The sequence below is a fragment of the Cryobacterium sp. Hz7 genome, assembly GCF_004402815.1.
Classification (GTDB): Bacteria; Actinomycetota; Actinomycetes; order Actinomycetales; family Microbacteriaceae; genus Cryobacterium; species Cryobacterium sandaracinum.
In genome coordinates this window covers 15,635-39,775 of the sequence record NZ_SOFB01000022.1, presented here as the reverse complement: position 1 = coordinate 39,775, position 24,141 = coordinate 15,635, and the positions used below count along the sequence as shown (strand labels likewise).

Below are 24,141 nucleotides of genomic sequence, written 5' to 3'. Positions count from 1 at the left end.
CACTACTCGCGTTCCACGGATCAGCGACACAGACAGAGAAGGCATCCGCACCTCATGCTCCAACTCACCGCAACAGACATCCGGTCATCATTCATCAATGCTTCACTCAGGGAACGCAAGGCGCTCACCCTTCCCCGGGACCTCGAAAACCTGCCATGGGACAACCTCGACTACCTCGGCTGGCGGGACCCCAAGATCCCGGGAATCGGATATGTCATCGTTGAACTCGAGGAGGGCCTGGTCGGGATCCTGCTTCGTCAAGCCGACGGGAAGACAAGAACGCGGCCCCAATGCTCGTGGTGCGAAGACGTGCATCTCCCGAACGACGTGGTGTTCTTCAGCATCAAGCGGGCCGGCCAGGCAGGGCGCAACGGAGACACGGTCGGTACTCTCGTCTGCGCCGGCTTCGAATGCTCTGCAAACGTCCGCAAGCTCCCCCCGGTCGCCTACATCGGCTTCGACGTGGAGGCAGCACGACAGCGACGCATCGAAGCGCTGGGAACACACGTCCGCAACTTTGCACGTAGTGTCCGCGACGGAAAATAGGGCCGCCCGCAAGCTAACCCCCAATCAACGCAGAACTCAGGGTCGATTCGGTCAGGTGCCGACACCTCGGCGGGCAGGCCCTCTGGGAAGAGTGCAAGATCAGCGCGCGGAGTGGCTCCCCTGCGATGGGAAGTCATGGCCAAGCAGCCGACCACGGTTGCTTTCACGACCGAATACTGGATCACTCCATTGCAGTTCTGGGTTGTCGAGGCGCTCGATCGGACTGTCAACTTGAGATGTGCGACGCGACAGCACTTCGTTCCGAAATGTCTCCGTCAGCCGTTCGAGACCTTCTGAGTCTCCTGTCGTATCAAACTCGTAGATTGTGATCTCGACGGCCACGAACAGCTCGATCATGCGGAGTCTTTCGGAAAAGCGGATCCTGCTCCAAAACGGCGACTTGGACCATTCGTCAATTTCCGGATCGATGCCGATGCGCGGATTGAAGTGCAACTCTTCGGGCTCAACGTCACGATCGAATGTGAGGCGTCCAAGGCGGCACACACCGTTTCGGAGGGTCCGCTCACCCCATCTGAATCGAGGTTCAGCGTCACGGGGCACTCCGACGACGGGCTCGGCCTCCGCGACTCTTGCGGTAGATACGGCTAACGTCCGGTGCCTGTCGATCCGCGCTAGTCGATTGAGCCAGCCCAAGTAGTTGCCGTCCGGGTCGGAGTTGAAGGGCTGCATGGTGAGGAGCATCTCGCGGTGATGCTCCGCCAGCGGCGCCAACCTGTACAGATTTCGCTTCCAAGATGAGGCGTCATCGTAGATCGGGTATTGCAGGGCTGATTCGCCAGGCGGGGGATACTTTCGTGACGTATGCACGGCAGCAGCCCAGACGACATAATCCAGAGCGCTCCGAAGGTTGTAGAGCCATTCCCCGAAGAGTAGCGAGAGCGCGGGCGGTATGGGCGATTCGAGAAGGACCCGCATCTCGTACTCCCTGATCGACATCCGGCGCAGGTCGAATTCGAAGGGGTGAGGCTCTAGAAATCTGTTCCACACGCGCGCCATTTCCGCAGAATGCTCCTTGGCACGTTCCACTCGCAATCGCGCGGGGTCAAACTCGAGAGAGGCCACACCTGAATGCTAGGCGCAAGTCGGAGATGCTAGCGTTTCGGCAGGTGATGAGTACATTGCACCCAAGTCGGTTCGAGCCCCTGCCTGGTTCGTGCAAGCGAGACGGGAACGCCTTGCGATTCAGGGTTGCGTGCCTGGGTACCTAGGATCACTTCATGACCAACCACGGTGAATTCCCGATTGCTGAGTTCGGTTTTCCAGGCCCGCTTCGGGATCGACTGATCGCCGCAATCCTGGCCGGCACGAAGACCTCCACAAGCTCGACCTTCGTGGAGTACTCGGTAGAGGACGAACAGCTGCCGATCGTCGGGAACAAGCAGACGGTTGTGGATTCAAGCGACGCCGCGGTGGCGATCATCCAGACGGTTGCGGTCGAGATTGTCCGACTTGCTGACGTCGGCCTCGAGCATGCGCGCGACGAGGGCGAAGGATTCGACTCCGTAGCCGCCTGGCGGCGCGGTCATGAAGCCTTCTGGCACAGTGCGGAGATGCGTGACTTCCTCAACAATTCAGACTTCACAGTTGATGACGAAACGCTCGTCGTACTGGAGCGTTTTCAGTTAGTCGAGGCGCTCCGCCAGGCCGCACCGTAGTACTCGTACCGGCAGCCCAAGGTGGGCAATGTGAGGTGACTAGAGCCCGTGGATCGAGTAGCGACGATCGATCCCGGCTGAGGCCCGTCCCCAGTCGCTTCCCGCAACGCGGTCCTGGTGTGCTTTAAGCGCAGAACTGTCCTGGAAGCACTCGTCGACCTGCCACACCATAGGATCGACGGTCGGGGCGACACGGAATGAGATGCACCCGGGCTCCGCGCGCATTCGAGCCACGTGATCCGAAAGATGCTCAGCGAGTACGGCCGCCTGATCCCGATCGCGGCAGGTAAGTTGACCACTCAGGTGCACTTGGCTCATGCCATGAGCGTATATGCCGGCCGGAGAGCCGTGCCGGGAGTGTCGTATCCTGCGTGTCCCGTAAGCCGGACCCTCATGGGCACAGAACCAAGGTCCGTGCTGCGGTGAATGAGCTGTGCATGCGAGAGCGGAATTTGTGCGGCCGAGTGTGGGAATCGACACAAAACGGCCAGGGAGCTTCTAATGAAGAGACCGTCCCGTTTGCCCCGACCGAGATAATTCGCAGTCAGGCGCGTCTACAGGAACGCCCATCCCATGAATAGTGGCCTGAACCTCACGCCCGCCGCCTCCACATCCGAATGACGTTGTCCGCAGCCTCTGCCTCGACCACCACCCGCTCCCGTTCTCGCTCCGCAGCCTGGCGGGCCCGGACTTTCCCTGCCACGTCCAGCAGGTCCCACATCTGTTCACCGGTCACTGACACCCCGCGGGCGCCGATGCGCCGGGTTCGGCCGCGGATCAGGGCGGTGGGTCCGGATCATGCTGCCCCGACCTGCGCCTTCGCGTCCTGGAAGAACACCACAGCGGCATCGGAAACACTCCACCCATCAACCGCGTTCACAAGGCCTATGATCTGCTGCCTGGTTCCCTCCCCCCTGGGATTCCATGACTACTTCCGTTCGCTCGGGGCGCCGCGAAGCAGGCATTGATCCTTGTTTGGATCTTCGGCGATGTTCAGGGTCATCCGGCCAGCCGGTGAGGCGTTGCTCATGCTGTCTGCCTATACCCGGCGCCGCTGCCGGGAACCGCTGACAAGAAGGAGAATTCCCGCAATGAGCATCGGCATCCCCGTGACGAAGAAGAAGCCGCCCCCGAGCAGGTTCCACGATCCCAGGGCAGCGATCGGCAAAGTGCCCTGGGAAACGTAGAACATGACTATCCAAGCGACGCCGAAGAAGCCGCCCAGGATGGCAAGCACGAGCAGTATTGCACCCGTGACCGTGCGCCCCGTCCCTGCGGACTTGTCCATGGCGATGGCGATATTTGACACTGTGGCCCCCAAGATTTTGTTAGTTGATCAGCATCAGTACCGAGCAAAACGCCAAAGAACGGATGGGAAGTCGCACAGCCCCATCTCAATTTGAAGTCGATCCACAAGAGCGGGAAGAGACAGCTCCTGCGACCCTTCTTGGTCCGGGCCGCGCATGGCTGGGCGACCCCGGTTCCGATGCTCCGATTCGGCTTTCGACTCTCGTGCTCTCGGGCTGTTCGGCCCAGCCTCCACCGACCAAAGTCTGGCGGGACGACTTCCTGTGCCGTCCGTGTCTCCGACGCCACCAGTACACCGACCAGGCCGGGCAATGTACCCCCCGCGGCAGTTTCGATCTGCGCTGGTGCGTGCTGAGGGAACGCCGTGCGCGAGGCCGCCGATTTCGGCGTCGGTCTTACGGCAGGACGGTGATCCGTCCCTCCGTCGTCGCGTCGACGACGCCGAGCGACTTTGCGTGGGCCATGATCGCCTCCGCGTCGCTTGGCGCTCCCGAAGCTGGGACCAGCACTGATCCTCCCGAGAACCCGGCGACGCCGTCGCCGCCACCGACGACGTAGTTTGTTACCGCCACCGAGTACGTGGATGCGACGTCGATTGGTTCCCCGGCGACCCGGACGTCGCTTACGCGTGAGCCGACGGCAGCACTGGGGGAGTAGGAGTAGGAAATCCCCGACACCTGGGGGAAGCCGCCTCCCAGAATGTCCACGTGTCCAACGCCCTGCTCGAGTGCTGCGACGATCCCGGCCCCGGACGCCTGCACGACCATGACTTTGTTATCGAAGGGTGCGATGGAGTACGCGTCCCGCGTGGTGAAGTCCGGCCCTGGTGCCTCTGCGCGCAGGCCACCACCATTCATCCACCCGATCTGGGTGCCGTGGTACGCGCGGAAGGCATCCGCAACCCAGTTGCCGAGAGCTGTTTCCTGGCGGCGGGCGGCGTTCTCAGGGTTGAGCAGCGGGGTCTGGACAGTGGCGAGGACCGTGGAGAGGTTGGCCGCCATATCGGCCTCGTAGAACTTCTCGAGCTGGTGCAGACTCGGGTCCGGGGTGACCGTGTGGTCCACCTCGATCACGGACGGGGCGACGATGTACTCGCCGCCCTCTTTGGTGATGTCGAGCCGGATGAGCGAGCCGATGTTCCCCTCGGGAGCCATCAGAGGGACCGCGCCGGAGTAGGAGATGACGGACTCGTACTCAGCCATCTCCTCGCCGAAGATGGCATCGATCTCCGGTACGGCCTGCGCCAACACCCGGTTGTCGTCCATCGAGTGCTGAGTCACTGCCACCACGACGTCCACCTTCTCTGTCGCTGTCATGTCAGCCACGGCGGCCCGTGCGGCTTCGACGGGATCGGTCTCGTCGAGCTGGTCGCTGGCCAAGGTCGTATCGATGGCGTCGGTCAGGCCGATGAAGCCCACTCGCACCTTGCCGATGCGCTGGACCTCCCACGTGCCTCCCGCCACGAACGGCTCGCCCTCAGCGTCGACCAGGTTGGAGGTGATCCACGGAAACTCCGACGCGGCAACGAGCTCGCGGGCGATATCGATCCCGAAGTCGAAGTCGTGCTGGCCGAAATTCGCGAGGTCTACGCCGATCTTGTTGAAGGCGTCGACCATCGGGAACCCCTTGTAAAGCCCGCCGAAGAGCGTGCCTCCGGCCAGATCGCCGCCGAAGACGACGGATGTCGCTGGATTGTCCTCACGCACCGTGTCGATCGCAGCGGAGAGACGGGCGACACCGCCGCGGTCCTGTCCGCCGGAGAGTACCGGTCCGATCTCGTGGGCGTCGTTAAAATACAGCAGGGTCGCGGAATTCGACGCGCGCGGGTTGGCGGCATCGGCGCCCTGATCGGGCGGGGCGGCCTGGGCCTGGGCCGGTGCAGACGCCGCCAGTACTATCGCAAAGGCCGGAATGGACAGGAGTCGGATCAGGGGGCGCGTCAAGGTGTGGTCCCTTCGAATTCGGAGCGTGCGTACCCGACCAAGGTCCCCGCAGGGTGTGAACGTGACCTCTCCTGCCAAGGTCATTTCAACGTCCTAATGATTAACAACTGACTTCACACTTTCCAGCGCGGCGGCTTCCAAAATAGCGGAACTCCTGATGGTCTGGTTTTTACTACACGGTGCAAGAACGGTGACGCCGACCGCGGACTTTCGCGCTCTCCCGGTAGGTCAGGCGGCTCGGGGGCGGGTTGATGAGGGCGTCCACGATTTGTGGGGTGAGGCGCTGCAGGCCGGAGATGGCATTTATTCGTTGGCGCCACAGGGTTGAGCGTAGTTCGGCGAGGTCGTCGCCGTGGGTGGGGATGTACCAGCACCAGATCTCGTTGTAGACCCAGAACGAGAGCGCATCGGCTGCTCAGATGCTGGCGGGTGATGTGCGCGTAGTGTGACCGGCATGGACGACGACCTGGGTGTGCCGAACTGTCAACGATGCTTGGTCCGTATGGTGATCTTGGGCACCGATGAAGGCCCTTTCTGATGCTGCCCGGAGTGCGGATTCGTTCGCTTCGTGTGACGTTGGCCGTCCTCGCACTACCCAGACAGCGCCGGGTTGATCCCATTGCTGACGAGGCCGAGGGCAAGCTAGTTTCAACTGCATGTGCGGCAGATACGTGGTCCCCAATACGACAGACGAGCTGCTGAGCCTCTTCGACGCCACCGGCGCCAACGCCTCCGACTGGAAGCCCTCGTACAGTGTTGCCCCCACGGACCCGGCACCTATCGTGCGCGAATGGATCCACGACGAAACAGTGCAGTAACACAGCCTGAGCGTTGAACGGTTGTCGCGCTAAAGGTACCTGAGGGCGAATCCTCAACGGGCGAGTCATGCGGGCACGTCCTGCCCAAGCGCGATGCGCAACCCAGTCGTCGCGGGGGAGTATCCGCAGGGCGTCCCTCTTGCGGATCGATGGGACTGCCTACCCAAGCTGCGATTGAGCGTTGGATGCGCTGCCTAACGGCGTATCGCTGTGCCGTCGGGCCTCTGGCCAGATAACCTCTGGCCAGATATGTTGCTCTGCCCCTACAGTGAAGTCATGTTGCACTCAACTCGGCAAGGCTCCGGTAAGCCACTCCTGCTGATCCATGGGGTCGGTTCCAGTATTGGCAACTGGAACCCGGTAATCCCGGCGCTGGCCGCTGAACGTGATGTCATCGCCGTCGACCTCCCCGGCTGCGGCGAATCCGCGCCGCTGACCGGCGAAACCACCATTGCCACGCTGACCGATTCCGTCGAAGCCTTTATCCGCGACGCGGAACTGGGTGACCTTGATCTGGTAGGCAGCTCCATGGGCGCCCGGATGGTAATGGAAATGGCACGCCGCGGGCACGCTGGCACCACGGTCGCACTGGACCCTGGTGGATTCTGGAATGACCGCCAGGCAGCGATCTTTGGTACAAGCATCAAGGCATCCGTCGCACTGGTGCGCCGCATCCAACCGGCGCTCCCCTTCCTCACGGGCAACCCTGTGGGTCGCACGGCCCTGTTTGCACAGTTCTCCGCCCACCCCTGGAAGCTGCCACAGGATCTGGTCCTGCACGAGCTTCGCGGGTTCAAGACATCGACCAGCCTGGACCCGGCTCTCAACGCGCTGATTCACGGACCCCGCCAGGAAGGCGCACCGGCCGGTTCACTCAAGGGCAAAGTGGTCATTGGATGGGGGCGGAAGGACAAGGTCACCGTTCCCAGTGAGGCGGCGCGGGCCACGGAGCTGTTCCCGGATGCAACGCTGCACTGGTTCGAAAACTGCGGTCACTTCCCGCACTGGGACCAACCAACGGAAGCGGCGCGCCTGATTCTCGATAGCACCGGCTGAGCTGCGGCTGAGCGCCCGGGCGGAGCCACCTACGGCTGAGTTGGCTTCAGAAAGGTGGAACCGGCGACGGCTGGGGATGATGCATGCAGGGAACAGCATCAGTTTCCCTGCTCGGGCGCGACAGCGGGCAACTTGATCGGAGATGTTGATTCGTGCGCCTCGGCGTCCGGGCCGCCAACCGTGACCGGCACGCCGCCGGAATCCGCAGGGCGGGATGCTGCGGTCGTTGGAGCCGGTGACGGGCCGGTACCGTCCGCTACTTTCTCCACCCGCACAGCCGCATTTTTGAACAGGGGCTGCTTGGATACCGGATCCCACTCTGTCATCGTCAGTTCGTTGGCTGCGGTGGGGTGACCGTCCGGACCGGGTCGTCCCGAATCCCAATAGCCGTAATGAAACGGTGCGAATACCGTACCCTCGCGCACATTGCTGACGCGGGCGGGAACGACAAGTGCACCGCGACGGGAGGTGACTCGTACAGTGTCACCCTCCACGATATCGAGCCGGCCAGCATCCAACACCGAGATCTCTAACCACGCCGACGGTGCCGCGTTGTTGAGCTGCCGGGCACGACCGGTGCGAGTGCGCGTGTGGAACTGGTACGCCGTGCGGCCGGTCGTGTACCGCAACGGAAAGTCGGCATCCGGCTCTTCGGATGGTGGCGCATAGGGTGCAGCCTTGAAAACGGCGCGCCCGTGAGTCTCCAGCGCACGGAACGCCTGCTCACCGGCCGAGGCACCGGTGAGCAGGTCATGGCCGAACGTTTCGCAGTCGTCTGGCTCGGTGGCGAAGACGCCGTCACCGTAGAGTCGAACTGTTCCCTCCGGATGCTCGTCGTTACACGGCCACGGAATGCCGCTTCCTCCTCGAAGTCGCGTGTAGGTGATGCCGGTGTAGTCACACGGGCGGCCTCGGCTGCAGTCCTGCCACGCGCGGAATCCGTCCTCCGGTCCGGCCCAGTCGAGCAGTGGCGCGCCCGAATTCGTGCGAAAATTCATCCGCGCCGAATAGTCAAGAAAAATATCCAGATCGCTCCTTGCCTCACCAGGCGGCTCGACGGCCTTGTCGGAGAGATGCACCGTACGATCCGCGTTGGTGAAAGTTCCTGTTTTCTCGCCCCAGCCCGCGGCCGGCAGCACGACATCGGCAAACAGCGCCGTTTCGGTGAGATAAAGGTCCTGCACGACGAGGAAGATGTTCTCTTGGCCGAGGATGGCGCGGATACGTTCCAATTCCGGCATCGAAATCGCCGGGTTCGTCGCCGAGATCCAGAGAAACTCGATGTTGCCTTGCTCGACATACTGAAAGATTTGCATCGCATGGGTTGGGGGAGCTTGGTGCGCAATGATCGAAATATCAACGTCCCATAGGGTCGCGAGCTCGCGGACGTGCTCCGAATTCTCCCAGTTGCGGAATCCGGGAAGGTCTCCGTCCGCTCCGCACTCCCGGTTGTTCTGCGCGGTGGGCTGGCCGTTCATCTGCAGCACCCCGCTTCCTGGCGCGCCGAGTTTTCCTCGCAGCAAGTGCATATTGTTCACTTGACACGATGCCGCGGTTGCCTGCGCCGACTGGTAGAAGCCCTGCAAAACGGTGGAGAGCACTCGGGCGCTCGTGCCGAAAATTTGTGCAGCTTCTCGCACATCGTCGACCGAGACACCGCAGGTTTCAGCTACTGCGTCTGGCGTCCATGGTTCCACGACGGCCCGCAATCTGTCGACTCCGATGGTGTGGGCCGCGATGTAGGCCTCATCAATCCATCCGTTCATGAACAGTTCCCGGATCAGACCATTCATCAGTGCCTGGTTCGTCCCTGGACGCACCGCAAGGTGCACGTCCGCGACCCGCGCCACCTCAGTCTCACGCGGGTCGATACAGACAATACGTGGCCGGTCGGGCCCGGCGATCCGATCGAGCACCCTCGCCCACAGCACCGTCTGCGTCTCGGCCATGTTGTGCCCGAATAGGAACATCGCATCACATTCGTCGATGTCGGCGTAGCTACCAGGCTGGCCATCCGCACCAAAGCTCTCCTTCATCGCCGCCGCCGCGGTCGCCGTGCACAATCGGGTGTTGCCATCCATGTGCGGGGTACCGATACCAGCCTTGCCGAGAATTGCCAGCGCGTAGTACTCCTCGAGAAATAATTGGCCGCTGGTATAGAACGCGTGGCTCAGTGGACCCTTGTCCGCCAAGAGCTGCCTGCTTCGCTCGACGATCCGGGACATCGCCGTGTCCCAGTCGGTCTCGACCAACTCGCCACCGATCCGGATGAGCGGACGAGTCAGCCGGTCGCCGTTCGACATACCCTGCCAACTGCCGAAGAGGCCCTTCGGCCCGAGTCGCCCATGATTGACGGTGTCGATGGCTCGACCCCGCACTCCGACCATCCGCCCGTCTTTCACCGCGATGTCGCACGCGCAGCCATTGCTGCACAGCGTGCAAGCCGACTGCACCCAACGATCAACGTCGTCCTCACCGAGGCCATCAGCCAACTTCTGATCAACACGCACCGGCCACTTCTCGCCGCGGCCAAAAGGCGTCCTGGTGCCCCAGATGTCGCCGATCCTGTCCACCATCACAACACCCTCTTCCGCTCCGACTTGTAGTCTGCGCCCGCGAGCAGCCCAGATCAACGTCCAGACGAGACTCATCCACAGTGCCCCGACACCGCCGTCGGTGAAGTGAAGCCGACCGTTTCGAGGGTCAAGTAGGCGAATGCCATGTTCTCGCCCCGCAGGTAGGGAACGATGACCTGAGCGACACGATTCATGTTTCGGTACAGCAACCTTCACCCGCACCACCCCTGGCTCACTGAGAAGGCAATATTCAGCGGTGGTTCAATGAGCGCGAGCGCGGGGCTAGCCATCATTATTGAAAGCCCGTGCTGCCGCCATGACGCCGCGCGCTCGACCGGTGGACAGCACCTCGGCCAGGGACTCGTCATCCAACTGGGGATTCATCCCTAGGAGCCACGCACGAGCTACTTTGCCCGGTTCCACCGCGAGCGGTAACTCAACAACTTGGAACGTATCGCACAGCAGCTACTCGCTCGTCTACGGCGGATGAACCGTTCCGTTGGCCCACCGTATGAGACCCCGCGCGTTCTTCGTGACGATCACTCCGAGCAGTGCCTGACCAAGTTGGGACTGCAAAGCACCAACGATGTCGCTGACTCCACGTCGCCCTCATCCGCCTGATATCCGCAACCGTGCCGAGGCTCAGAAACTCCAAAGCCGCGCCCGTCATGGGATCAATTGCAATCGGCGTAGATGAAAAGAGAACCCCAGCACCGCGATGGCGAGTGCCCGTAAGACGTTCCCAAACGCCACCCAGCTGCTCAACGCCGGCTCGAAGCACTGGCGGCGAATTCTGTGCCCCATGAAGGTTCCGCTTACGGACATGCCAGCCAAGACTTGCGTTCGGTTCGATCCGTAGGATTACGCTCATGCTCCCAACCGCTGAACTCGCAGTGCCGACGGCCGAAGACCTTGAGCTCGTTGAACTCGCAAGAGAGGTCATCGACGCGAACACGGACGCCGGGCCCGATGAAGATGGTGCACACACTATGGGCGCGGCAGTTCGAGACGCCGACGGCCGCATGTTCGCTGGGGTGAATCTGTTCCACTTCACCGGCGGTCCGTGCGCCGAGCTGGTTGCACTTGGCGCGGCGCGTGCACAGGGCGGGCGAGAAATCACGACAATCGTCGCTGTTGGCAATCACGGGCGCGGTGTTGTCGGACCGTGCGGTCGTGACCGGCAGGTCCTTTTCGATTACTACCCCGGCATCAGGGTGCTTCTTCCGACCGCCGAGGGTGTTCGTGTCGCCACCATTGAGACCCTGATGCCGTTTGCCGCGTCATGGACTATGAAGGGCGGCACTCAGCAGTTCGACGAAGAGCGTTTCCGCTGACGACCGGCGGAATCGATTGAGGTTCGCCTTGCGGACGGGGAATCCGAGTTTGAGGAGCGACGCTAAAATCCCTGTCATGGGGATTCGTCAAACATTTGCGCGTGCTCTACGGCCAGGCACGCGAGTGCGGATACTGAGTGATCCGATCTTCGGGGGCCCATTCAGCGAGCCCTGCTCCGGGACCGTCCAGTCGTCTGAACGAGCGCACGGTCTCACACCGGCAGCGGCTCGGGAAAGCAAGTTCGTCTATTGGATCGAGTTCGACACGCCGCAGGTCGACAGGGACGGTGACGGCCCATATTCCGCCTCGCAAGTATTGTCCACATACGTCCGTGCGGTCTGATTAGCTGGAACTGCGACTGCGCCCCTAACTACGCGGGATCGTCCGGTAGCCGTTCGGCTTTCGGACGCAGTTCGTCTGCCATTCAAGAACAGCACGCCTGTCGGTGCTGGGATCTACCGTCGTCTCATGGCAGGCAATCAACCGAAACATCCGCGCCACCACTACGCCAAATTCAAAGATCCACCTAATGACCGCGTGCGCATCGAGATATTCCTGGAGGCAATCAGCGACTACGCGAGCCTCCAAGCAACGTTTCCACTACCGGAGTTTCCCTCCGAAATGAGGATCACATCAGCGACGGTATCTACTGGATTGTGAACCTACACGCGGCGCTCTTACGCAAGTTCTTTACCACAGGCGAGCAAACTGAGGTTCATCGGGTGATCGATGCCGCTCGACGCCAAATGAGGCGCGAGGATGGACGCATATCGACCCATCTCAGCGAGGTGGAAAAGTATGCGCGAGCGGACAGCGTCCCGTCCCGTCTGGCTCAAAGCTTCGACGGAAACGCGACGCCGGTCTGGGAACGTGTGCTCATCGAGCTCTACGGTCGACATCTCCACAACGACTTCGGCAAATGGCACGCATCGAAACGGTTCCCGCACCGAAGCAACACCGTGCCGATGTACGAGTGGTGCGGAGCCGCGGTGATTGTCTTGGACATGCTCGTAACCGTCATCCGCGACGGAGAACGGGCGGGGGTGATCGACCTTGATGATGACAAGGCGGCCTACTTCACCGAAAGCGGAGCATTGAATCGCTAATCATGTGCTGGGCACAGGCGATTGGAGTGAATTGACGACTGCGATGATAAAACCATTCGAGAAAGAGGCCGCGCATGGCGATAGCAGGACCTGGGGATCTTCCCACTGCGTTGGACGTCCTGGAGACTGCTCTTGGCTCGCGTCCCACGCCAATGCAGCTTCGCAAGCTCACGATTCCAGAACTCGATGACTTGGCCGGTCTCTTGGGAGAGTTGTCTGAGGCACAGAGCAAGGACGCAATTCCTGGGGGCGCCTACCTCGTTGGTGGTTGGCTCGGCACCTACTGGAGCGAGCCCTTTCTCCGGGGCGACCTAAGTAGATCCCTGCTTTATTATTCCAACCTCCTAGTCCTTGACCCGCTCGCTGACTACTTTGACGATCGGTCGCGTCTGCCGACGACTCACCCGATTCGAGTGCGTAGGCCAGAGGATGCAAAATTCAACACCGTCACATCCGGTCCGGCAATATGGAGCACACATGGTACATTTATGGCGTTTAGGGACGACCCGGACAGGGCGGTCGCTCGCTTCGCTGCAATAGTCGAAAATCTCTACTCGCTGGAATCGCTAATTAAGAGCGGCGTCGTGGTTCTCCGAAGCCAGTGGCCGATTCTCTCCGATCGCAGAGACGCTTTGGCGACTTCGGTACGGCACGACGTTCGCTCGCAGGCAATGCAGTCACTGGCGCGCCAGCCCTCTACAGCAGATGACGCATTCGCCGTCTGGGACAACCTACGTGGATTGTCATTGAGCTTCTCCGGCGGCGCAATTCCCAGCGACGAGCCGTGGGAAACCCAGCATATTTTCTACTACCTGGCCAAGACCCTCGCCATCGCAGACGCCTCAGGAGCACAATACGTGCCCTCAACCGAGCGAGACCTCGAACTCCTGCGCACAAAGGTGGGCTCGGCTGCGCGGTTCACCCACCCGGGAGGCTTTTTGGAAGAAGTGGCCAGAGTGGTCGTTCCGTCATTCGATGTACCAATAGCTCGGGCGGTCGAGATGAGGGAGTCTTCATCAGGCTTTGAGGACTGGCGAAGCACGCTAGATCGAATTCGCCGGGCGGGAGCCGCTGACAATTCAGAGGAACTTCGAGAGAGAGTTCAGGACGAACTGCGACCGGCCGTTCGTGCCGTCGAGGCAGAACTTGGTCGCTCCTCACTTCTCTCGTCACTCGACAAGACGGGATCCGACTTCATCTTCACAGGCGGTCTGGCCGCAGTGGCTGCCACCGTCGGCGGTGGGAACCCCTACGTGGCGGCTAGTGCCGCCGCCACCTCGGGGCTCGTGAGCTGGATTCGGCGAGCATATGGGCCGCGATCGCAAGGCGGTCCCGATGCCGTGCTAGCTGCTCTCGTGCGCAGATCGAAAAAGAGCTGATTTCCTAAACGATGCATAGGTGCTCGTTACCCAGGCAGTCATCAGGTAGGCGTTTCCCGGTCCGACTCTCGCATTCAAGGTTGGTCTTTGGGACAAACCGCTCTAAGGCTGCCTATATCTTCCCTGCCACGGTCTGCGCCTCGACTACCGCGTGATGCTCGCGTTTATAGTTTCCTGGCCGGTGTCCATGTGCACAGGGGAGAACCTCGAGGCCGGGTATGCAGGGCGGCGCGCGTTCGGCTCCCACTCTGCGACAGGCACAGTCACGATCTGGAGCGGCTGCGGGTCATCAAATACAGCAGTGACCTCCTCCCGAGTTAGATTTTCTCGCACCGCGCTCTTCAACGGCTGGAGGGCAGCAGTGAGCTGCTCGATGATATGGCTGAGCATCTCTGCAAACTCGGTGACGAAGGAATGAGGCATCGGTGAATCGACGGTAATGCCAGTGACCTGTTGGATACTGATGTTTCCACCCACCTCCTTTTGCAAGTCGAGGAGCGGAGTCGTTGTGGTCATGTCGTTCTCCGAGTGCGCACCGTACTTGTTTCGAACGACTTTCAGGCGGGCGGTCAGTTCGGAATCCTGCGGCGATAGCTCGACGAAGGTCGCCAGGTCCGGCCGAGCGTTGGAACCGAAGGTGCGGCCGTACGCGACGACCGCGTATACACGAAGTTGCGCGGCCACCGAGGCGTCATCCGTAGCGTCGGCGGATTCCAGCGCCCCGCGCGCTTGGCGAAGGTCGTGCATGTGGCTCGCGGCCTTGATAAATGTCCGCACCGCGGGTGAATCCGGTGCCATCGTCTGCACTTGGCCAAGAACGGTGCGCATCTCACTGAGAACCTCGACTCGTGCGTAGTCCTCCGTGTCGGCGAAGCTTGCGATGCGCTGCAGTTCTCCGCCATCGAGCGGCCGGAATGTCAGGGACGCCATGAACTCACCTCGTTGACGCAGCTTCTGGGGAGCAGGAACGACGACGGGGTCGCCACTTTCGCCGGGCGCCAGGTTCTCTTCGGTCACAGTGCCACCGTACTGGGTAGATACTTGTCTCTCGGCTACACGCCGGGGCTGATGATGCGCTCCATCCAGTCTCTCGGGCGTATAAAGCGAAGAACCCGAGATCGGAGTACAAGTTGTGCGCATCGTTGGACGGGAGCGCGCTGTCGCAGCGTCCCGTAAGACGTTGGTCCATGAAACAGTCCGTTTTGACGGCTGCGCTTCCCTTCCCGTGGACAGCGGCATCGGAGTTTCCCGCTAGTCGAGACCTGCTGAGGCGATTGACATGTCGGTTCGGTGGGCGATGATCGCGGCGTGGGGTCGCTTGCCCGGATCGGTTCGAGTGTGCACCTCGTGAACCTTGAATCCTGCGGTCTTAAGCTGTGCGCTCATCTCGCCGACGGGCCAGAAATACGCGGTGGTGACGGCGTGCGGAAACGGCACGACGGCGTCGCCCTCGAAGAAGCCGACGAGGAGACTGCCGCCAGGTGCAATGCATCGAGCGAACTCACGTAAGACCGATGTCAACTCATCGGGGGCAAGGTGGATGACGGAGTACCAAGCAAGGACTGCAACTGCGTACCCGTCTGGGACGTCGAGATCGCCAAGTGACCCGATTCGGAATGAGACCGCCGGAAATCTTGCTTTCGCTCGCCCGATAAATTCTTGAACCTGATCGACGCCCTCCGCCTCGACACCGAGCTTCCTGAGGAAATCCGTCCAATGTCCAGGACCGCATCCCGCATCGATTACCGGCCCCCGCAGGTCGCTCGCCCACTGGGCGACAAGCCGCTGATCCGATTCGTGTGTATTCGCCATCGAGCCGAGCAGTGCCGTGTACTCCTCAGCTCGATCGGCATACGCCTCTCGAACCACATTGCCAGTCACGGGATCGAGTCTAAGAGGATCCTCGTTGGGGTTCCGCATTCAGCCCTTAGGTTGGGGGGATGGATGAAGAGGTTCTGGCCGGGGGAAACTCGAGCACGGTCGTGCGGGTAGGCGACACCGTTCACCGCCCCGCCGGACCTTGGACTCCCGCGGTACATCAACTTCTGACCACACTCCTCGCGGCGGGAGTTGCGGAAGTACCTGAGCCCTTTGGCCTGGACGAGCAGGGCCGCGAAGTGCTCTCCTGCCTTCCGGGAATAGTCGGCAACTACCCAATGCCCAGCTGGATCTGGTCGACCACGATCCTCCACGAGGCCGGGTCTTTGCTTCGACGGGTGCATGACGCCAGCGCACCACTCGCGAACTCGGCCACCGTATGGCAGCTGCCGGCCCACGAGCCAGTCGAGGTGGTGTGCCTGAACGACGTCGCACCGTACAACATGGTCTTCCAAGACGGGCACATCACCGGTCTTATCGACGTGGACATGGCCTCCCCCGGGCCTCGGATTTGGGATCTCGCCTACCTCGCCTATCGGCTCGTCCCGCTCGGCGAGTACGCAGACGATGACGCTCCGGGCTGGGATGCTCGCCCCGGCCGGCTCGATGCGCTCATTCGTTCCTACGGCCATGAGTTCGACCAGGCTGCCGTTCTTCGGGCTGCAGCAGACCGCTTGGAGGATCTTGCCGCTTTCACGGATCAACGTGCCGCCGACACGGCTCGCCGTGATTTCGTGGAGCATGCCGCACTATACCGACGCGATCGCGTCCGAATTCTCGAAATGATTGCAAGCCAGTGGGCCTCGTGAACGCAGATATACAGGTAATCCAAGTCAACGATCCGCGCCTGCAACACCAAACCCAGGCGGGGTACGTCGTTGTCGGCGAATCGTGGGGCGCCCGCCTGCGCCTGAGCGATCCGCCCGACGTGACGGTGCTGAACGCGGCGGTCGTGGCGGCAACGGACCAAGGATTCCTGATCGAGGAACTCGACGCCAGCTGGGCGCCTCAGGTCACAGCGCTCGAAGCTTTGAATCACGCCGATTACCCCTACACGCCAGCGACGGCCGTGCCGCAGCGCGACGAGTCCGACGTACTCGAACTGTGGAGATCCGGGTGCCGCCTATTTGGCGCCATAAATGACGGGCAACTCGTGGCCGTCAGCGCACTTTGCCTGACTACCGCGCGCGCAGAAACCGAATTCACGTCCGTCCACCGCTCTTACCGCCGCAGAGGGCTCGCCGTTGCCGTCAAGGCCGCATCAATCACAGCCTCGGCCGACGCCGGCGTCAGGATCTTCGGCACGGGTGGTGCTCAAATCAACTCCGGCAGCATCCGCATGAATGAACATCTCGGCTATGCCGTCGAAGAACGCTGGCTCAGCCTCACGATGCCGCAATAGATCAAGAACACGCGCCCGGATGAGGTTCCCCGTAAGGGACGACAGCGAGTGTCGAACTCGGTGCGGATGAGTTGTGTGCGAGCGCGGAAAGCGACATAGGCTGGGCTCGGGGCGCACCCGCGCGAACTGGATATACCCATCGGCCAAGAACGTCTCCGGCCGGCAGCTGCCGCCACACTCCGGGCAGAGGTGCTTGCCCTTGTCCGTGCGAGGAAACACTGCTCTAGATTCCCGTCAACGCAGCGTATTTCCCTGAGCCGTTCAGTGCGGCGTAGAGCGTCTGGCGCGACACCCCGAGGTCGCGGGCCACCAACGCCTTCGGCACTCCAGCGTCGATCCGCTCGCGTGCCTGTGCGATCTGGCCCAGTGCGAGCTTCGGAGCCTTCTCGTATTTCCCGTCCCGTTTCGCGATGGCGATGCCCTCTGCCTGCCGCTCGCGGATGGTCTTGCGCTCCAGCTGGGCGATCGCGGCGAGAACCGTGAGCATGAACTCGCCCTGAGGGGTATCTGAATTCAGAGCGGGATTGTCGACGAACTCCAGCGCGACGCCCTTCGCTTTGAGCTGTTCGACGAGTGCGAGAAGGTCAGTCGTCGAACGTGCGAGGCGATCCGGTGACTTCACGCGCACCTTGTCGCCATCTCGCACGTAGGCGAGCATCTCCTGGAGCTGTGCCCGATCATGATCGTTCTTGCCCGAAACCTTTTCGGAGTACATCTTGTCCACCGCGCCGAGCGCTTCTACCTGCCGCACTTCGTTCTGGTCGGCGGCGCTAACTCGCACGTAGCCAACGACCTGTCCTTTGTGTCCAGTCATGTTTTAGATCCCCCGTCGCTTCTGTCCAATTATATAGGACATTCACCCTGATTGACGCGACTCTCGGGCGATCTGGACCTGCTCAATTGGGTACACCCTGGTGGACATTGGGGGGTCGTCTGAGGCCGGGAGAACGTTGGCGTCGCATAGCTCCGGCGCCACTCGCGCGGTCATTCTGGGGTCGAGACCGGGATAGTGGCGGTCAGTACTTCGGCGACGTGGGGTCCGGAACTTCGGGCGGGACGAATCCCGCGTCACTCGGGTGGTGGTAGAGGCACCTAGTCGCAGTCTTGGCGGTCGACCGATTGAAATACTGCTCGAGCCGGACAGTGCCCGGGCGGATCTGATCGAAGACACCCAGTTGCGCTCCTTGCTGTCGGTCGAAACCGGAGATCTGAATCTTGTCTCTCATCATCAAGCCGAGCTTGCGACTGATCGGATAGAGCACCTCCTTCGCGACCGCGAAGGGCGCGCCGGCCCAGCGTCCAGCGTCGTAATCGAGTGGCGGAATAGAGCTGACGGGCGAGTCTGACGTTATGAGCGAGCGATTGGTGAATCGCACCAAGTCCCATGGACGGTCCATTAACTGAGGCATCCACTCTTCGGCGAGCGTCGCGATCTGGTGTGCATGCATGTCGGTGGATGTCATCGCGGAGCCGTCGCCGTTGGTCCCGATGGCGCCCGAGGCCTCCAGAGCGCCCCGATACCGGGGCCCCTCACCAGCTGAGCTGCAATGAAGAATGACAACTGTCGACGTTCAAAAAAGCTCAGCGGCCACTGCCCGTCGATGATTCTCTTGAGAATCGCCGCAGCGTCACCCTCGACCACGGCAAGCGCGGTTTCGAGCGCGAGCGGTCCGGAGAGATGGTCGGGTGCAAGCCGGTAGAAGTGGGTCTTGCTCGCGGCTTTTCTCACGGGCGTCGAGAACCGTCTTCCATCAGACACCTGCACGGCGACCAGCCGCTCTGACCGGGCGAATCCTCGCAGGTAGAACTGCGGAACAACATGGTGGCGTTTTGGATGGTCGGGCACGGTAATCCGGTCACGTCACGAGCGCGTGGCAAATCAAGCGTGGAAAACGAATTACGCGGGCACGATCATTCCTTAGAACAGACAGGAACATGACACTCAGCCCACCCCTCTAGCCCAGGTCCGTCTCCGTCCGTATGCTTCAAGGATGACAGACTTCAGCACAGGCGACCGGGTCAGTTGGGCGACGTCTCAGGGGCGAACTCAGGGGGAGGTAATCGAGAAGAAGACGAGCGATTTTGACTTCGCGGGCAAAACGTTCCACGCCTCGAAAGATGACCCTGCATTTATCGTGAAATCTGAGAAAACGGATGCCGAAGCCGCGCATAAGGCTGGTGCCCTTCGCAAGCTGTCGCCACGTTAGGGGCAACTCAGCGCGCGACCGTGGCCAGCACCATGCGCCGCCTGGGTTGGTGAGCATCAGCCCCAAACGCTGGCGCACCACCACGGTCAGCCAAACCGAGGACGCCTATCCGGTCGTCGCCGTCAAACGGCAGTGGGATACCGGGGCTCTGAACCAGGTCTGGTGGGCGATATCACCTACCTGAGGACCTGGGAAAGGTGGCTGTATTTAGCCACCGTGATCGACGCGCACTCGCGCCGCGTGATCGGCTGGGCCATCGCCGACCACATGCGAACCGACCTCATCCAGGACGCCCTGATCATGGCCATGGCGCTCTGCGGTGAGCGGCCCGAGCAGGTGATCTTTCTTTCCGATTGCGGCACCAAATACGCGTCAGCGCAGATCACCGCGTTCGCTAAAGCGCACCGCATCACCCGGTCGATGGGCTCCACCGGGGTCTGCTGGGACAACGCGATGGCGGAAAGTTTCTTCGCCACGCTCCAGACCGAGTTCTACCACCGACGCGTCTAGCCCAGCAACAACAAGGTATCCCGGGAAGTCGGCGCCTGGATCGAAGACCGCTACAACCGGCGCCGCCGGCATACCTCCCTCGGCCAGATCAGCCCCGTCGACTTCGAACTGTAATACTCAAACCAGAACGCGGTCTTCGCTAAAGCCGCGTAACCCCGTGTCCACTAACCGTGGGCAAGGCCACAAGGCGCTCGCTCAGCGAACCGGACCGGCGATCCGCTCGTCGTGACAAAAACTCGACCGGCTCAGCCGGTCGCTGGAGAACCTCCTCGATCTAGCGAACTCCCTCCAGGAGTTCGGAGACACGGGCCCCACGATCTACCGGCGCCGGGCCAAACCATGAGCCTCGGCCGTCCGTCGGAGAAAGAGTCAGCAGCTCATCGACCTTGAGCAGCGACATTCCCGCTGGGGACTACTCCCCGATTCGGCAAATCGGGAGATCGACAAGATCGGCGACTTCGGACAGGCGACGGCGGGGGTCGTATCCGATGTCGCATCGGACGTCGGAAATGCCGTCTCTGATGGCGCCGAAGCAGTAGGCGACTTCGTCGAGGATGCGTGGCCATGGTGACCTTGCCCCGTCGGCCTGAAAGAATAGGACCATGACAGACGCCACCACGTCGATGCCGAGCATCGCCGAAGACGTCCAGCTGATGCTCCAGCAGAGGCCGGGACAGCTCGAACCCGACCAGATCATGCCGGGCGCCGGCGCTTTGATCGAACTCGCGCTCGAAGGACGCATCCGGACAGACCCGAAGGCCGGATTTCTAACCGAGCCCGCTGACAACGCCCGCCTCGTGGTCGTCGACGACTCGCCGACCGGGTCCGCCATGTTGGATGAGGCCCTTGCAGCGGTATCTGCTCGGCGACGACCCCCATTCGCCTACAAGGTGCTTCAGCCGGTGACTGTCGCCGTGGTGCCCCACCTCTATGTGGCACTCGTCGAGCGCGGGGTCGTACGCGAAACCGGCGGCTATCCGACCGGACGTAATCGACTCGAGATCGCCGACGAGTCTGTGTTCCTCGAGCGCAAGTCCGTTCTGGCGCGGGCGCGGACCCTGCCAGCAACGGTATCGGATCCCCGAATCGGGGCGGTCATCGACCTGCTGCGTAACAACGGCACGTACCGTGGAGAGTCGGGTCTGCTGTCGATCATCGCCGGGGACTGGTACCCCCCCAGCGACGAGGGACGTCATCTCGTCGATACTTCGCGGCGTCCGCCATATGTCCACATCGCAATGAATGCGTGACCGTACGACTTTCCACGGGAGAGGATGAACATGACCGATACCGAAACGATGACCCCCACGTCTTCGTTACCCGCGACGCCGGCGTCCCCGAATGTGGATGACATCGGTTTCTGGGTGCACGAACTGCAGTATCTGTTCAGCATCTCGCCTGCAGACAGCGCGGATCGGCAAGGGCTTCGGTGTTCTCGGTTCTCGGGGTCGGTGTGGGCGTTCTCAACATGGCTACCGGCGTCAACGGGATGTCGGACGGCGACGTCAGCTCAGACGACAGGTGGGCTCTCGCCGATGGTGTCGCGGGAATGATCACGAGCATCGGTTCGTTCTTCCCTCCGCCCGCGGGAGAGGTATTTGCAGGTGTCGGCGCGGCCTATACCGCCGGACGCTGGGGTCGGATCGCGAAGGCCAATGAAGAGGGCGGCGACGTCATCAAAGCCATGATCGGGAGCATCGGCGCGAACCCACGGAAGGGCGCCACCCACACCCGCGCTGACATCCTCGACGAGCTGCTCATCGACGATGTGGCGGCCCTCGGTGCGTCCCAATATCCCGGCGGGTTCCAGTCTCTAGGACCATGCCCCATGTTGCCCCACGTCAATTCGCCCAGGCGACCATCCATACGGGTTTTGTCTAGCAGCCGGGAGACCAGTCCGACAGACCCCCGAACAAGTGTGTGAGTCGCAAAGCTAAGCGGCGGTATCGCGTTGGCGCATTGTGGCCGGTCGTGCGTGTTCCCAGTCTTCCTCGTCAGTCTCAGCGCAGATCGTCGAGACCGGTATCGCTGGCGTAGGCGGTGAGAAATACGCGCGTGGCCTCCGCTGCATGGGCCCTCATTGCGGTGGTCGTCGGGATGGCCTCGTCGCCCAGGAGCATGGCTTCGTTGACCAGCGCGGCGAGTACCAGCCAATTCAGGGTCGTGGCTGCTACTGCTGGGCTCGGTGTGCTCAGGAGTCCGCGCTGTACAGCTTGGAGATGACGATGGCCAATGATTGGATCGATCGTTGGGGACCGTTTTCGAATAGGGCTTGGGCCAGTTCGGGGAAGCGGCTGACCTCTCCGCTCACTAGGCGTCGTAGGCGGAGCAGCCTCGGTGTCATGACGATTCGCATCTCGGTGACCTGTCGAACAAGACGGTCGTCTTTACCGTGACCGATTCGAACATGGTGACGCAGACGTTCTCCGCGACGACCAACGCCATTGGAGTGGCCAGCATCACCGTGCCGCTCGCCTCGAGCGTGTACGCGGTCAAGGCCGAGTTTGCTGGCAACGACTACTACCTGGGATCTGCGACTGCTGCCGACACGCTGGTTACCGTCCAGGCCACCGGGGCCAAGGTGACCGGTGGCGGTTGGACATCCATCTCGACGGGCCGTACGTCATTCGGGTTCAACGTGATCCCCGAAGCCACCGGCTTCAAGGGACAGTTCCAGTTGCGCGCCAAGGCCGACAAGGCCAAGTTCCACGGCAACACCGCGATCAGCCTGGTCGTCTCAGGGAACACGGCGACGTGGACCGGCGGCGGGAAGTGGAACGGCACCGCGGGCTACACCTTCCAGGTGTCGGTCGTGGACAACGGGGCCTCAGGGGGGAAGAAGGGCGACACGATCAAGGTCGTGATCAAGAACCCCTCCGGTACCGTGGTCTTCACCACGGGTTCGACGCCGGTGGCCCTCAGGGGCGGCAACATCACCATCCACTGAACCGAGGAGTTGTGCGGCCAGTTGGGTGCTGGCCGCACAACCTCTGCGCGGGTGACGGCAATGGCTCTGACTGCGGGCTCAGCGCGGCCAGCGACGCGGAACATGGGCGGTTCTGCGCCGACACCGTCTGACCGAAGCGTAGAGACGACCAACGCCACCGCGGTGACCTATACGGGAAGCGCGCGCAGCGCCACAGGGGTGGCGCAATAATCGCTGTCCAATCGTGGCGGGCGCCTGCCGCGGGATCCTCGGCACAACGCGTGTCCAATCTGGTCGTCGGGCTTGGTGACCGCGAGGGATGCTGCGGTTGCATAGTTGGGTGCAGATGACCCGGCACGGGTACGCCTTGTCCGCGCGGACCCGGTCTGGGCATCCTTGGAAGGCAACACGGAAACCTTCAGTTCGGCGAGCAGTCGGGGTAGCGCGGGGGAGTCCCCGGACTCGGCAACGGGGTCAGCGACAAGCCTTAGGAGCGTGGGCCAGTCGTAGCAGTGTCTAAAACGCCGGTCGCGTTCCCGGGCTTTGGTATGGGGTCTGGAAAACTACTTGTGAGCGATTCGGATGGTCTGTTTCCCGCGACGAAGCTTGAGCATGTTGACCTGGTCGTGGATGACGGTGTTGAGGCTGGCGCGAATGTGAATAAACGGTTTTGAGTGTTCGAGCCGGCGGCGGTGATGTTGGTGCCACATCGCTGGTTGAGTGGTTGCCGCAGAATCACCTCTCTCCCTTCATCGCGGATATCGTCGAAACCCAGCTCGACCTGACGAAGGTTTACGCGTCGTATGCAAAGTCGAAGGGACAGCCGCCGTATGACCCCCGGCTGATGGTGCGTGTCCTGCTCTACGGGTATTGCGTCGGGATCCGGTCATCGCGGGAGCTGGCACGGGTCCGCGTGGATATGGTCGCGTTTCGCTGGTTGGCCGCGCAGCAGGCCCCAGATTTTCGTTCCATTGCCCAGTTCCGGAAACGCCACCTCTCCAGCTTGGGGAACGTGTTCTTGCAGGCGTTGGAACTCGGCCGCACTGCCGGGATGGTGTCGCTCGGGCAGGTCGCGTTGGACGGCACGAAGGTGTGCGCGAACGCGTCCCTGCGCAAGGCGATGAGTCACGGTCGGTTGACAGAGAAGCAGAAGGTCCTCGCCGCTGAAGTCTCCGCGCTGCTGGCTGACGCGGACGCGATCGGCGTTGCCGAGAATGCGCGGTTCGGGAAAGACAAACGCGGCGATGAGTTGCCGCCGGAGCTCGCGCGGCGGGAGTCCCGCCTGGTGAAACTTGCCGAGGCGCGCGCTGCATTGGAGGCCGACGCGGCCGCTCTGGCTCGGAAGGACGCGGATAAGAAAGCCCGGGACAAGACTTTAGTGTCGGGCTATTCATGCATGGCTACGACCTATCACAAGGCGAAATAATCCTGCTTAAAGGGTACGTAACCCCGTCGGCGAGGTCCTTACGCGGTTG

Annotated in this window: 27 protein-coding genes and 1 pseudogene; 16 read left to right on the top strand and 12 right to left on the bottom strand. The window is 61.9% G+C overall.

The genetic code is table 11. The features are described 5' to 3' along the window. Window positions 1–54 precede the first annotated feature (54 nt). Window positions 55–546 (top strand): FBP domain-containing protein, encoded by a 492-nt coding sequence (locus tag E3N86_RS05260; protein ID WP_134511512.1) that lies wholly within the window; start codon window positions 55–57, stop codon window positions 544–546. A 99-nt stretch (window positions 547–645) separates the two neighbouring features. Here E3N86_RS05260 and E3N86_RS05255 read toward each other — a convergent pair whose 3' ends face one another. Then, a complete protein-coding gene (locus tag E3N86_RS05255) occupies window positions 646–1,629 on the bottom strand; it encodes a hypothetical protein (RefSeq protein WP_134511511.1) in 984 nt (327 codons plus the stop codon). A 155-nt stretch (window positions 1,630–1,784) separates the two neighbouring features. Between E3N86_RS05255 and E3N86_RS05250 the strand changes: the two genes are divergently transcribed. Further along, window positions 1,785–2,222, top strand: coding sequence for an ASCH domain-containing protein (locus tag E3N86_RS05250; protein ID WP_134371856.1), 438 nt, complete (start codon window positions 1,785–1,787; stop codon window positions 2,220–2,222). Between the two features lie 39 nt (window positions 2,223–2,261). Here the strand turns inward: E3N86_RS05250 and E3N86_RS17795 are convergent, their stop codons facing one another. From E3N86_RS17795 to E3N86_RS05235, 3 genes are all read right to left on the bottom strand, one after another. Next, window positions 2,262–2,540 (bottom strand): putative quinol monooxygenase, encoded by a 279-nt coding sequence (locus E3N86_RS17795; protein WP_134511510.1) that lies wholly within the window; start codon window positions 2,538–2,540, stop codon window positions 2,262–2,264. A 721-nt stretch (window positions 2,541–3,261) separates the two neighbouring features. After that, window positions 3,262–3,531 (bottom strand): cell division protein CrgA, encoded by a 270-nt coding sequence (locus E3N86_RS05240; RefSeq protein ID WP_241980536.1) that lies wholly within the window; start codon window positions 3,529–3,531, stop codon window positions 3,262–3,264. A gap of 394 nt (window positions 3,532–3,925) precedes the next feature. Then, window positions 3,926–5,473 carry a bifunctional UDP-sugar hydrolase/5'-nucleotidase gene (locus E3N86_RS05235; RefSeq protein WP_134511509.1) on the bottom strand — a complete coding sequence of 516 codons (1,548 nt, stop codon included), beginning with the start codon at window positions 5,471–5,473 and terminating at the stop codon, window positions 3,926–3,928. A gap of 656 nt (window positions 5,474–6,129) precedes the next feature. Here E3N86_RS05235 and E3N86_RS16745 point away from each other — a divergent pair. Then, window positions 6,130–6,291, top strand: coding sequence for an SOS response-associated peptidase family protein (locus E3N86_RS16745; RefSeq protein WP_166785022.1), 162 nt, complete (start codon window positions 6,130–6,132; stop codon window positions 6,289–6,291). A 249-nt stretch (window positions 6,292–6,540) separates the two neighbouring features. Beyond that, a complete protein-coding gene (locus E3N86_RS05230; RefSeq protein WP_134511508.1) occupies window positions 6,541–7,347 on the top strand; it encodes an alpha/beta fold hydrolase in 807 nt (268 codons plus the stop codon). 98 nt (window positions 7,348–7,445) lie between these two features. Here E3N86_RS05230 and E3N86_RS05225 read toward each other — a convergent pair whose 3' ends face one another. Beyond that, window positions 7,446–9,923 (bottom strand): molybdopterin oxidoreductase family protein, encoded by a 2,478-nt coding sequence (locus E3N86_RS05225; RefSeq protein WP_134511507.1) that lies wholly within the window; start codon window positions 9,921–9,923, stop codon window positions 7,446–7,448. A gap of 71 nt (window positions 9,924–9,994) precedes the next feature. Next, window positions 9,995–10,117 (bottom strand): hypothetical protein, encoded by a 123-nt coding sequence (locus tag E3N86_RS17605; protein WP_255453037.1) that lies wholly within the window; start codon window positions 10,115–10,117, stop codon window positions 9,995–9,997. 675 nt (window positions 10,118–10,792) lie between these two features. Between E3N86_RS17605 and E3N86_RS05220 the strand changes: the two genes are divergently transcribed. The 3 genes from E3N86_RS05220 to E3N86_RS05210 all read left to right on the top strand — a co-directional run bounded on the left by E3N86_RS05220 (window position 10,793) and on the right by E3N86_RS05210 (window position 13,743). Continuing rightward, a complete protein-coding gene (locus E3N86_RS05220) occupies window positions 10,793–11,257 on the top strand; it encodes a cytidine deaminase (protein ID WP_134371862.1) in 465 nt (154 codons plus the stop codon). 723 nt (window positions 11,258–11,980) lie between these two features. Further along, complete coding sequence (locus E3N86_RS05215; protein ID WP_134371866.1) at window positions 11,981–12,364, top strand: hypothetical protein; 384 nt, start codon at window positions 11,981–11,983, stop codon at window positions 12,362–12,364. A gap of 152 nt (window positions 12,365–12,516) precedes the next feature. Next, window positions 12,517–13,743, top strand: coding sequence for a hypothetical protein (locus tag E3N86_RS05210; protein WP_134511506.1), 1,227 nt, complete (start codon window positions 12,517–12,519; stop codon window positions 13,741–13,743). A 144-nt stretch (window positions 13,744–13,887) separates the two neighbouring features. On the opposite strand, the gene E3N86_RS05205 is transcribed toward E3N86_RS05210, so the two are convergent. Then, window positions 13,888–14,760: a hypothetical protein gene (locus tag E3N86_RS05205; RefSeq protein ID WP_134511505.1), complete on the bottom strand. Its 873-nt coding sequence runs from the start codon at window positions 14,758–14,760 to the stop codon at window positions 13,888–13,890. Between the two features lie 234 nt (window positions 14,761–14,994). Continuing rightward, window positions 14,995–15,624 (bottom strand): class I SAM-dependent methyltransferase, encoded by a 630-nt coding sequence (locus E3N86_RS05200; RefSeq protein WP_241985954.1) that lies wholly within the window; start codon window positions 15,622–15,624, stop codon window positions 14,995–14,997. A 59-nt stretch (window positions 15,625–15,683) separates the two neighbouring features. Here E3N86_RS05200 and E3N86_RS05195 point away from each other — a divergent pair, with 59 nt between their 5' ends. Together E3N86_RS05195 and E3N86_RS05190 are read left to right on the top strand one after the other, a co-directional pair. Beyond that, window positions 15,684–16,430: a phosphotransferase gene (locus E3N86_RS05195; protein WP_134371874.1), complete on the top strand. Its 747-nt coding sequence runs from the start codon at window positions 15,684–15,686 to the stop codon at window positions 16,428–16,430. Next, window positions 16,418–17,023 (top strand): GNAT family N-acetyltransferase, encoded by a 606-nt coding sequence (locus E3N86_RS05190; protein WP_134371876.1) that lies wholly within the window; start codon window positions 16,418–16,420, stop codon window positions 17,021–17,023. Before E3N86_RS05195 ends, E3N86_RS05190 begins: the two co-directional genes overlap by 13 nt. Window positions 17,024–17,246: 223 nt before the next feature. Here the strand turns inward: E3N86_RS05190 and E3N86_RS05185 are convergent, their stop codons facing one another. The 3 genes from E3N86_RS05185 to E3N86_RS17595 all read right to left on the bottom strand — a co-directional run bounded on the left by E3N86_RS05185 (window position 17,247) and on the right by E3N86_RS17595 (window position 18,869). Next, window positions 17,247–17,837, bottom strand: coding sequence for a recombinase family protein (locus E3N86_RS05185; protein WP_134511503.1), 591 nt, complete (start codon window positions 17,835–17,837; stop codon window positions 17,247–17,249). Between the two features lie 202 nt (window positions 17,838–18,039). Next, window positions 18,040–18,486, bottom strand: a complete 447-nt coding sequence (locus E3N86_RS17600) for a DUF4238 domain-containing protein (protein WP_134371880.1) — start codon at window positions 18,484–18,486, stop codon at window positions 18,040–18,042. Beyond that, the gene (locus tag E3N86_RS17595; RefSeq protein ID WP_166785021.1) at window positions 18,483–18,869 is read right to left on the bottom strand and encodes a DUF4238 domain-containing protein; all 387 of its coding nucleotides are present in this window, start codon (window positions 18,867–18,869) and stop codon (window positions 18,483–18,485) included. The genes E3N86_RS17600 and E3N86_RS17595 overlap by 4 nt, the downstream gene beginning before the upstream one ends. 145 nt (window positions 18,870–19,014) lie before the next feature. On the opposite strand from E3N86_RS17595, the gene E3N86_RS05165 reads away from it, so the two are divergent. The 5 genes from E3N86_RS05165 to E3N86_RS05150 all read left to right on the top strand — a co-directional run bounded on the left by E3N86_RS05165 (window position 19,015) and on the right by E3N86_RS05150 (window position 21,664). After that, complete coding sequence (locus tag E3N86_RS05165; RefSeq protein ID WP_104101798.1) at window positions 19,015–19,230, top strand: DUF2945 domain-containing protein; 216 nt, start codon at window positions 19,015–19,017, stop codon at window positions 19,228–19,230. Between the two features lie 49 nt (window positions 19,231–19,279). Then, entirely contained in the window at window positions 19,280–19,414 is a 135-nt protein-coding gene (locus tag E3N86_RS17590; protein WP_255453036.1) for a hypothetical protein, read from the top strand. Beyond that, a complete protein-coding gene (locus E3N86_RS05160; protein ID WP_166785020.1) occupies window positions 19,393–19,740 on the top strand; it encodes a DDE-type integrase/transposase/recombinase in 348 nt (115 codons plus the stop codon). The genes E3N86_RS17590 and E3N86_RS05160 overlap by 22 nt, the downstream gene beginning before the upstream one ends. Before the next feature lie 602 nt (window positions 19,741–20,342). After that, window positions 20,343–20,990, top strand: coding sequence for a GPP34 family phosphoprotein (locus tag E3N86_RS05155; RefSeq protein WP_134511501.1), 648 nt, complete (start codon window positions 20,343–20,345; stop codon window positions 20,988–20,990). A gap of 179 nt (window positions 20,991–21,169) precedes the next feature. Then, on the top strand, window positions 21,170–21,664 hold the full coding sequence (locus E3N86_RS05150; protein ID WP_206751007.1) for a MazG-like family protein: 495 nt from the start codon (window positions 21,170–21,172) through the stop codon (window positions 21,662–21,664). Window positions 21,665–21,740: 76 nt separating this feature from the next. On the opposite strand, the pseudogene E3N86_RS17790 reads toward E3N86_RS05150, so the two are convergent. Continuing rightward, window positions 21,741–22,096: pseudogene (locus tag E3N86_RS17790) on the bottom strand (TetR/AcrR family transcriptional regulator C-terminal domain-containing protein). Between the two features lie 36 nt (window positions 22,097–22,132). On the opposite strand from E3N86_RS17790, the gene E3N86_RS05140 reads away from it, so the two are divergent. Next, window positions 22,133–22,687: a post-COAP-1 domain-containing protein gene (locus E3N86_RS05140; protein ID WP_134511500.1), complete on the top strand. Its 555-nt coding sequence runs from the start codon at window positions 22,133–22,135 to the stop codon at window positions 22,685–22,687. 649 nt (window positions 22,688–23,336) lie between these two features. After that, window positions 23,337–24,092: a transposase gene (locus tag E3N86_RS05135; protein ID WP_134343054.1), complete on the top strand. Its 756-nt coding sequence runs from the start codon at window positions 23,337–23,339 to the stop codon at window positions 24,090–24,092. The last annotated feature ends 49 nt before the right edge of the window (window positions 24,093–24,141 follow it).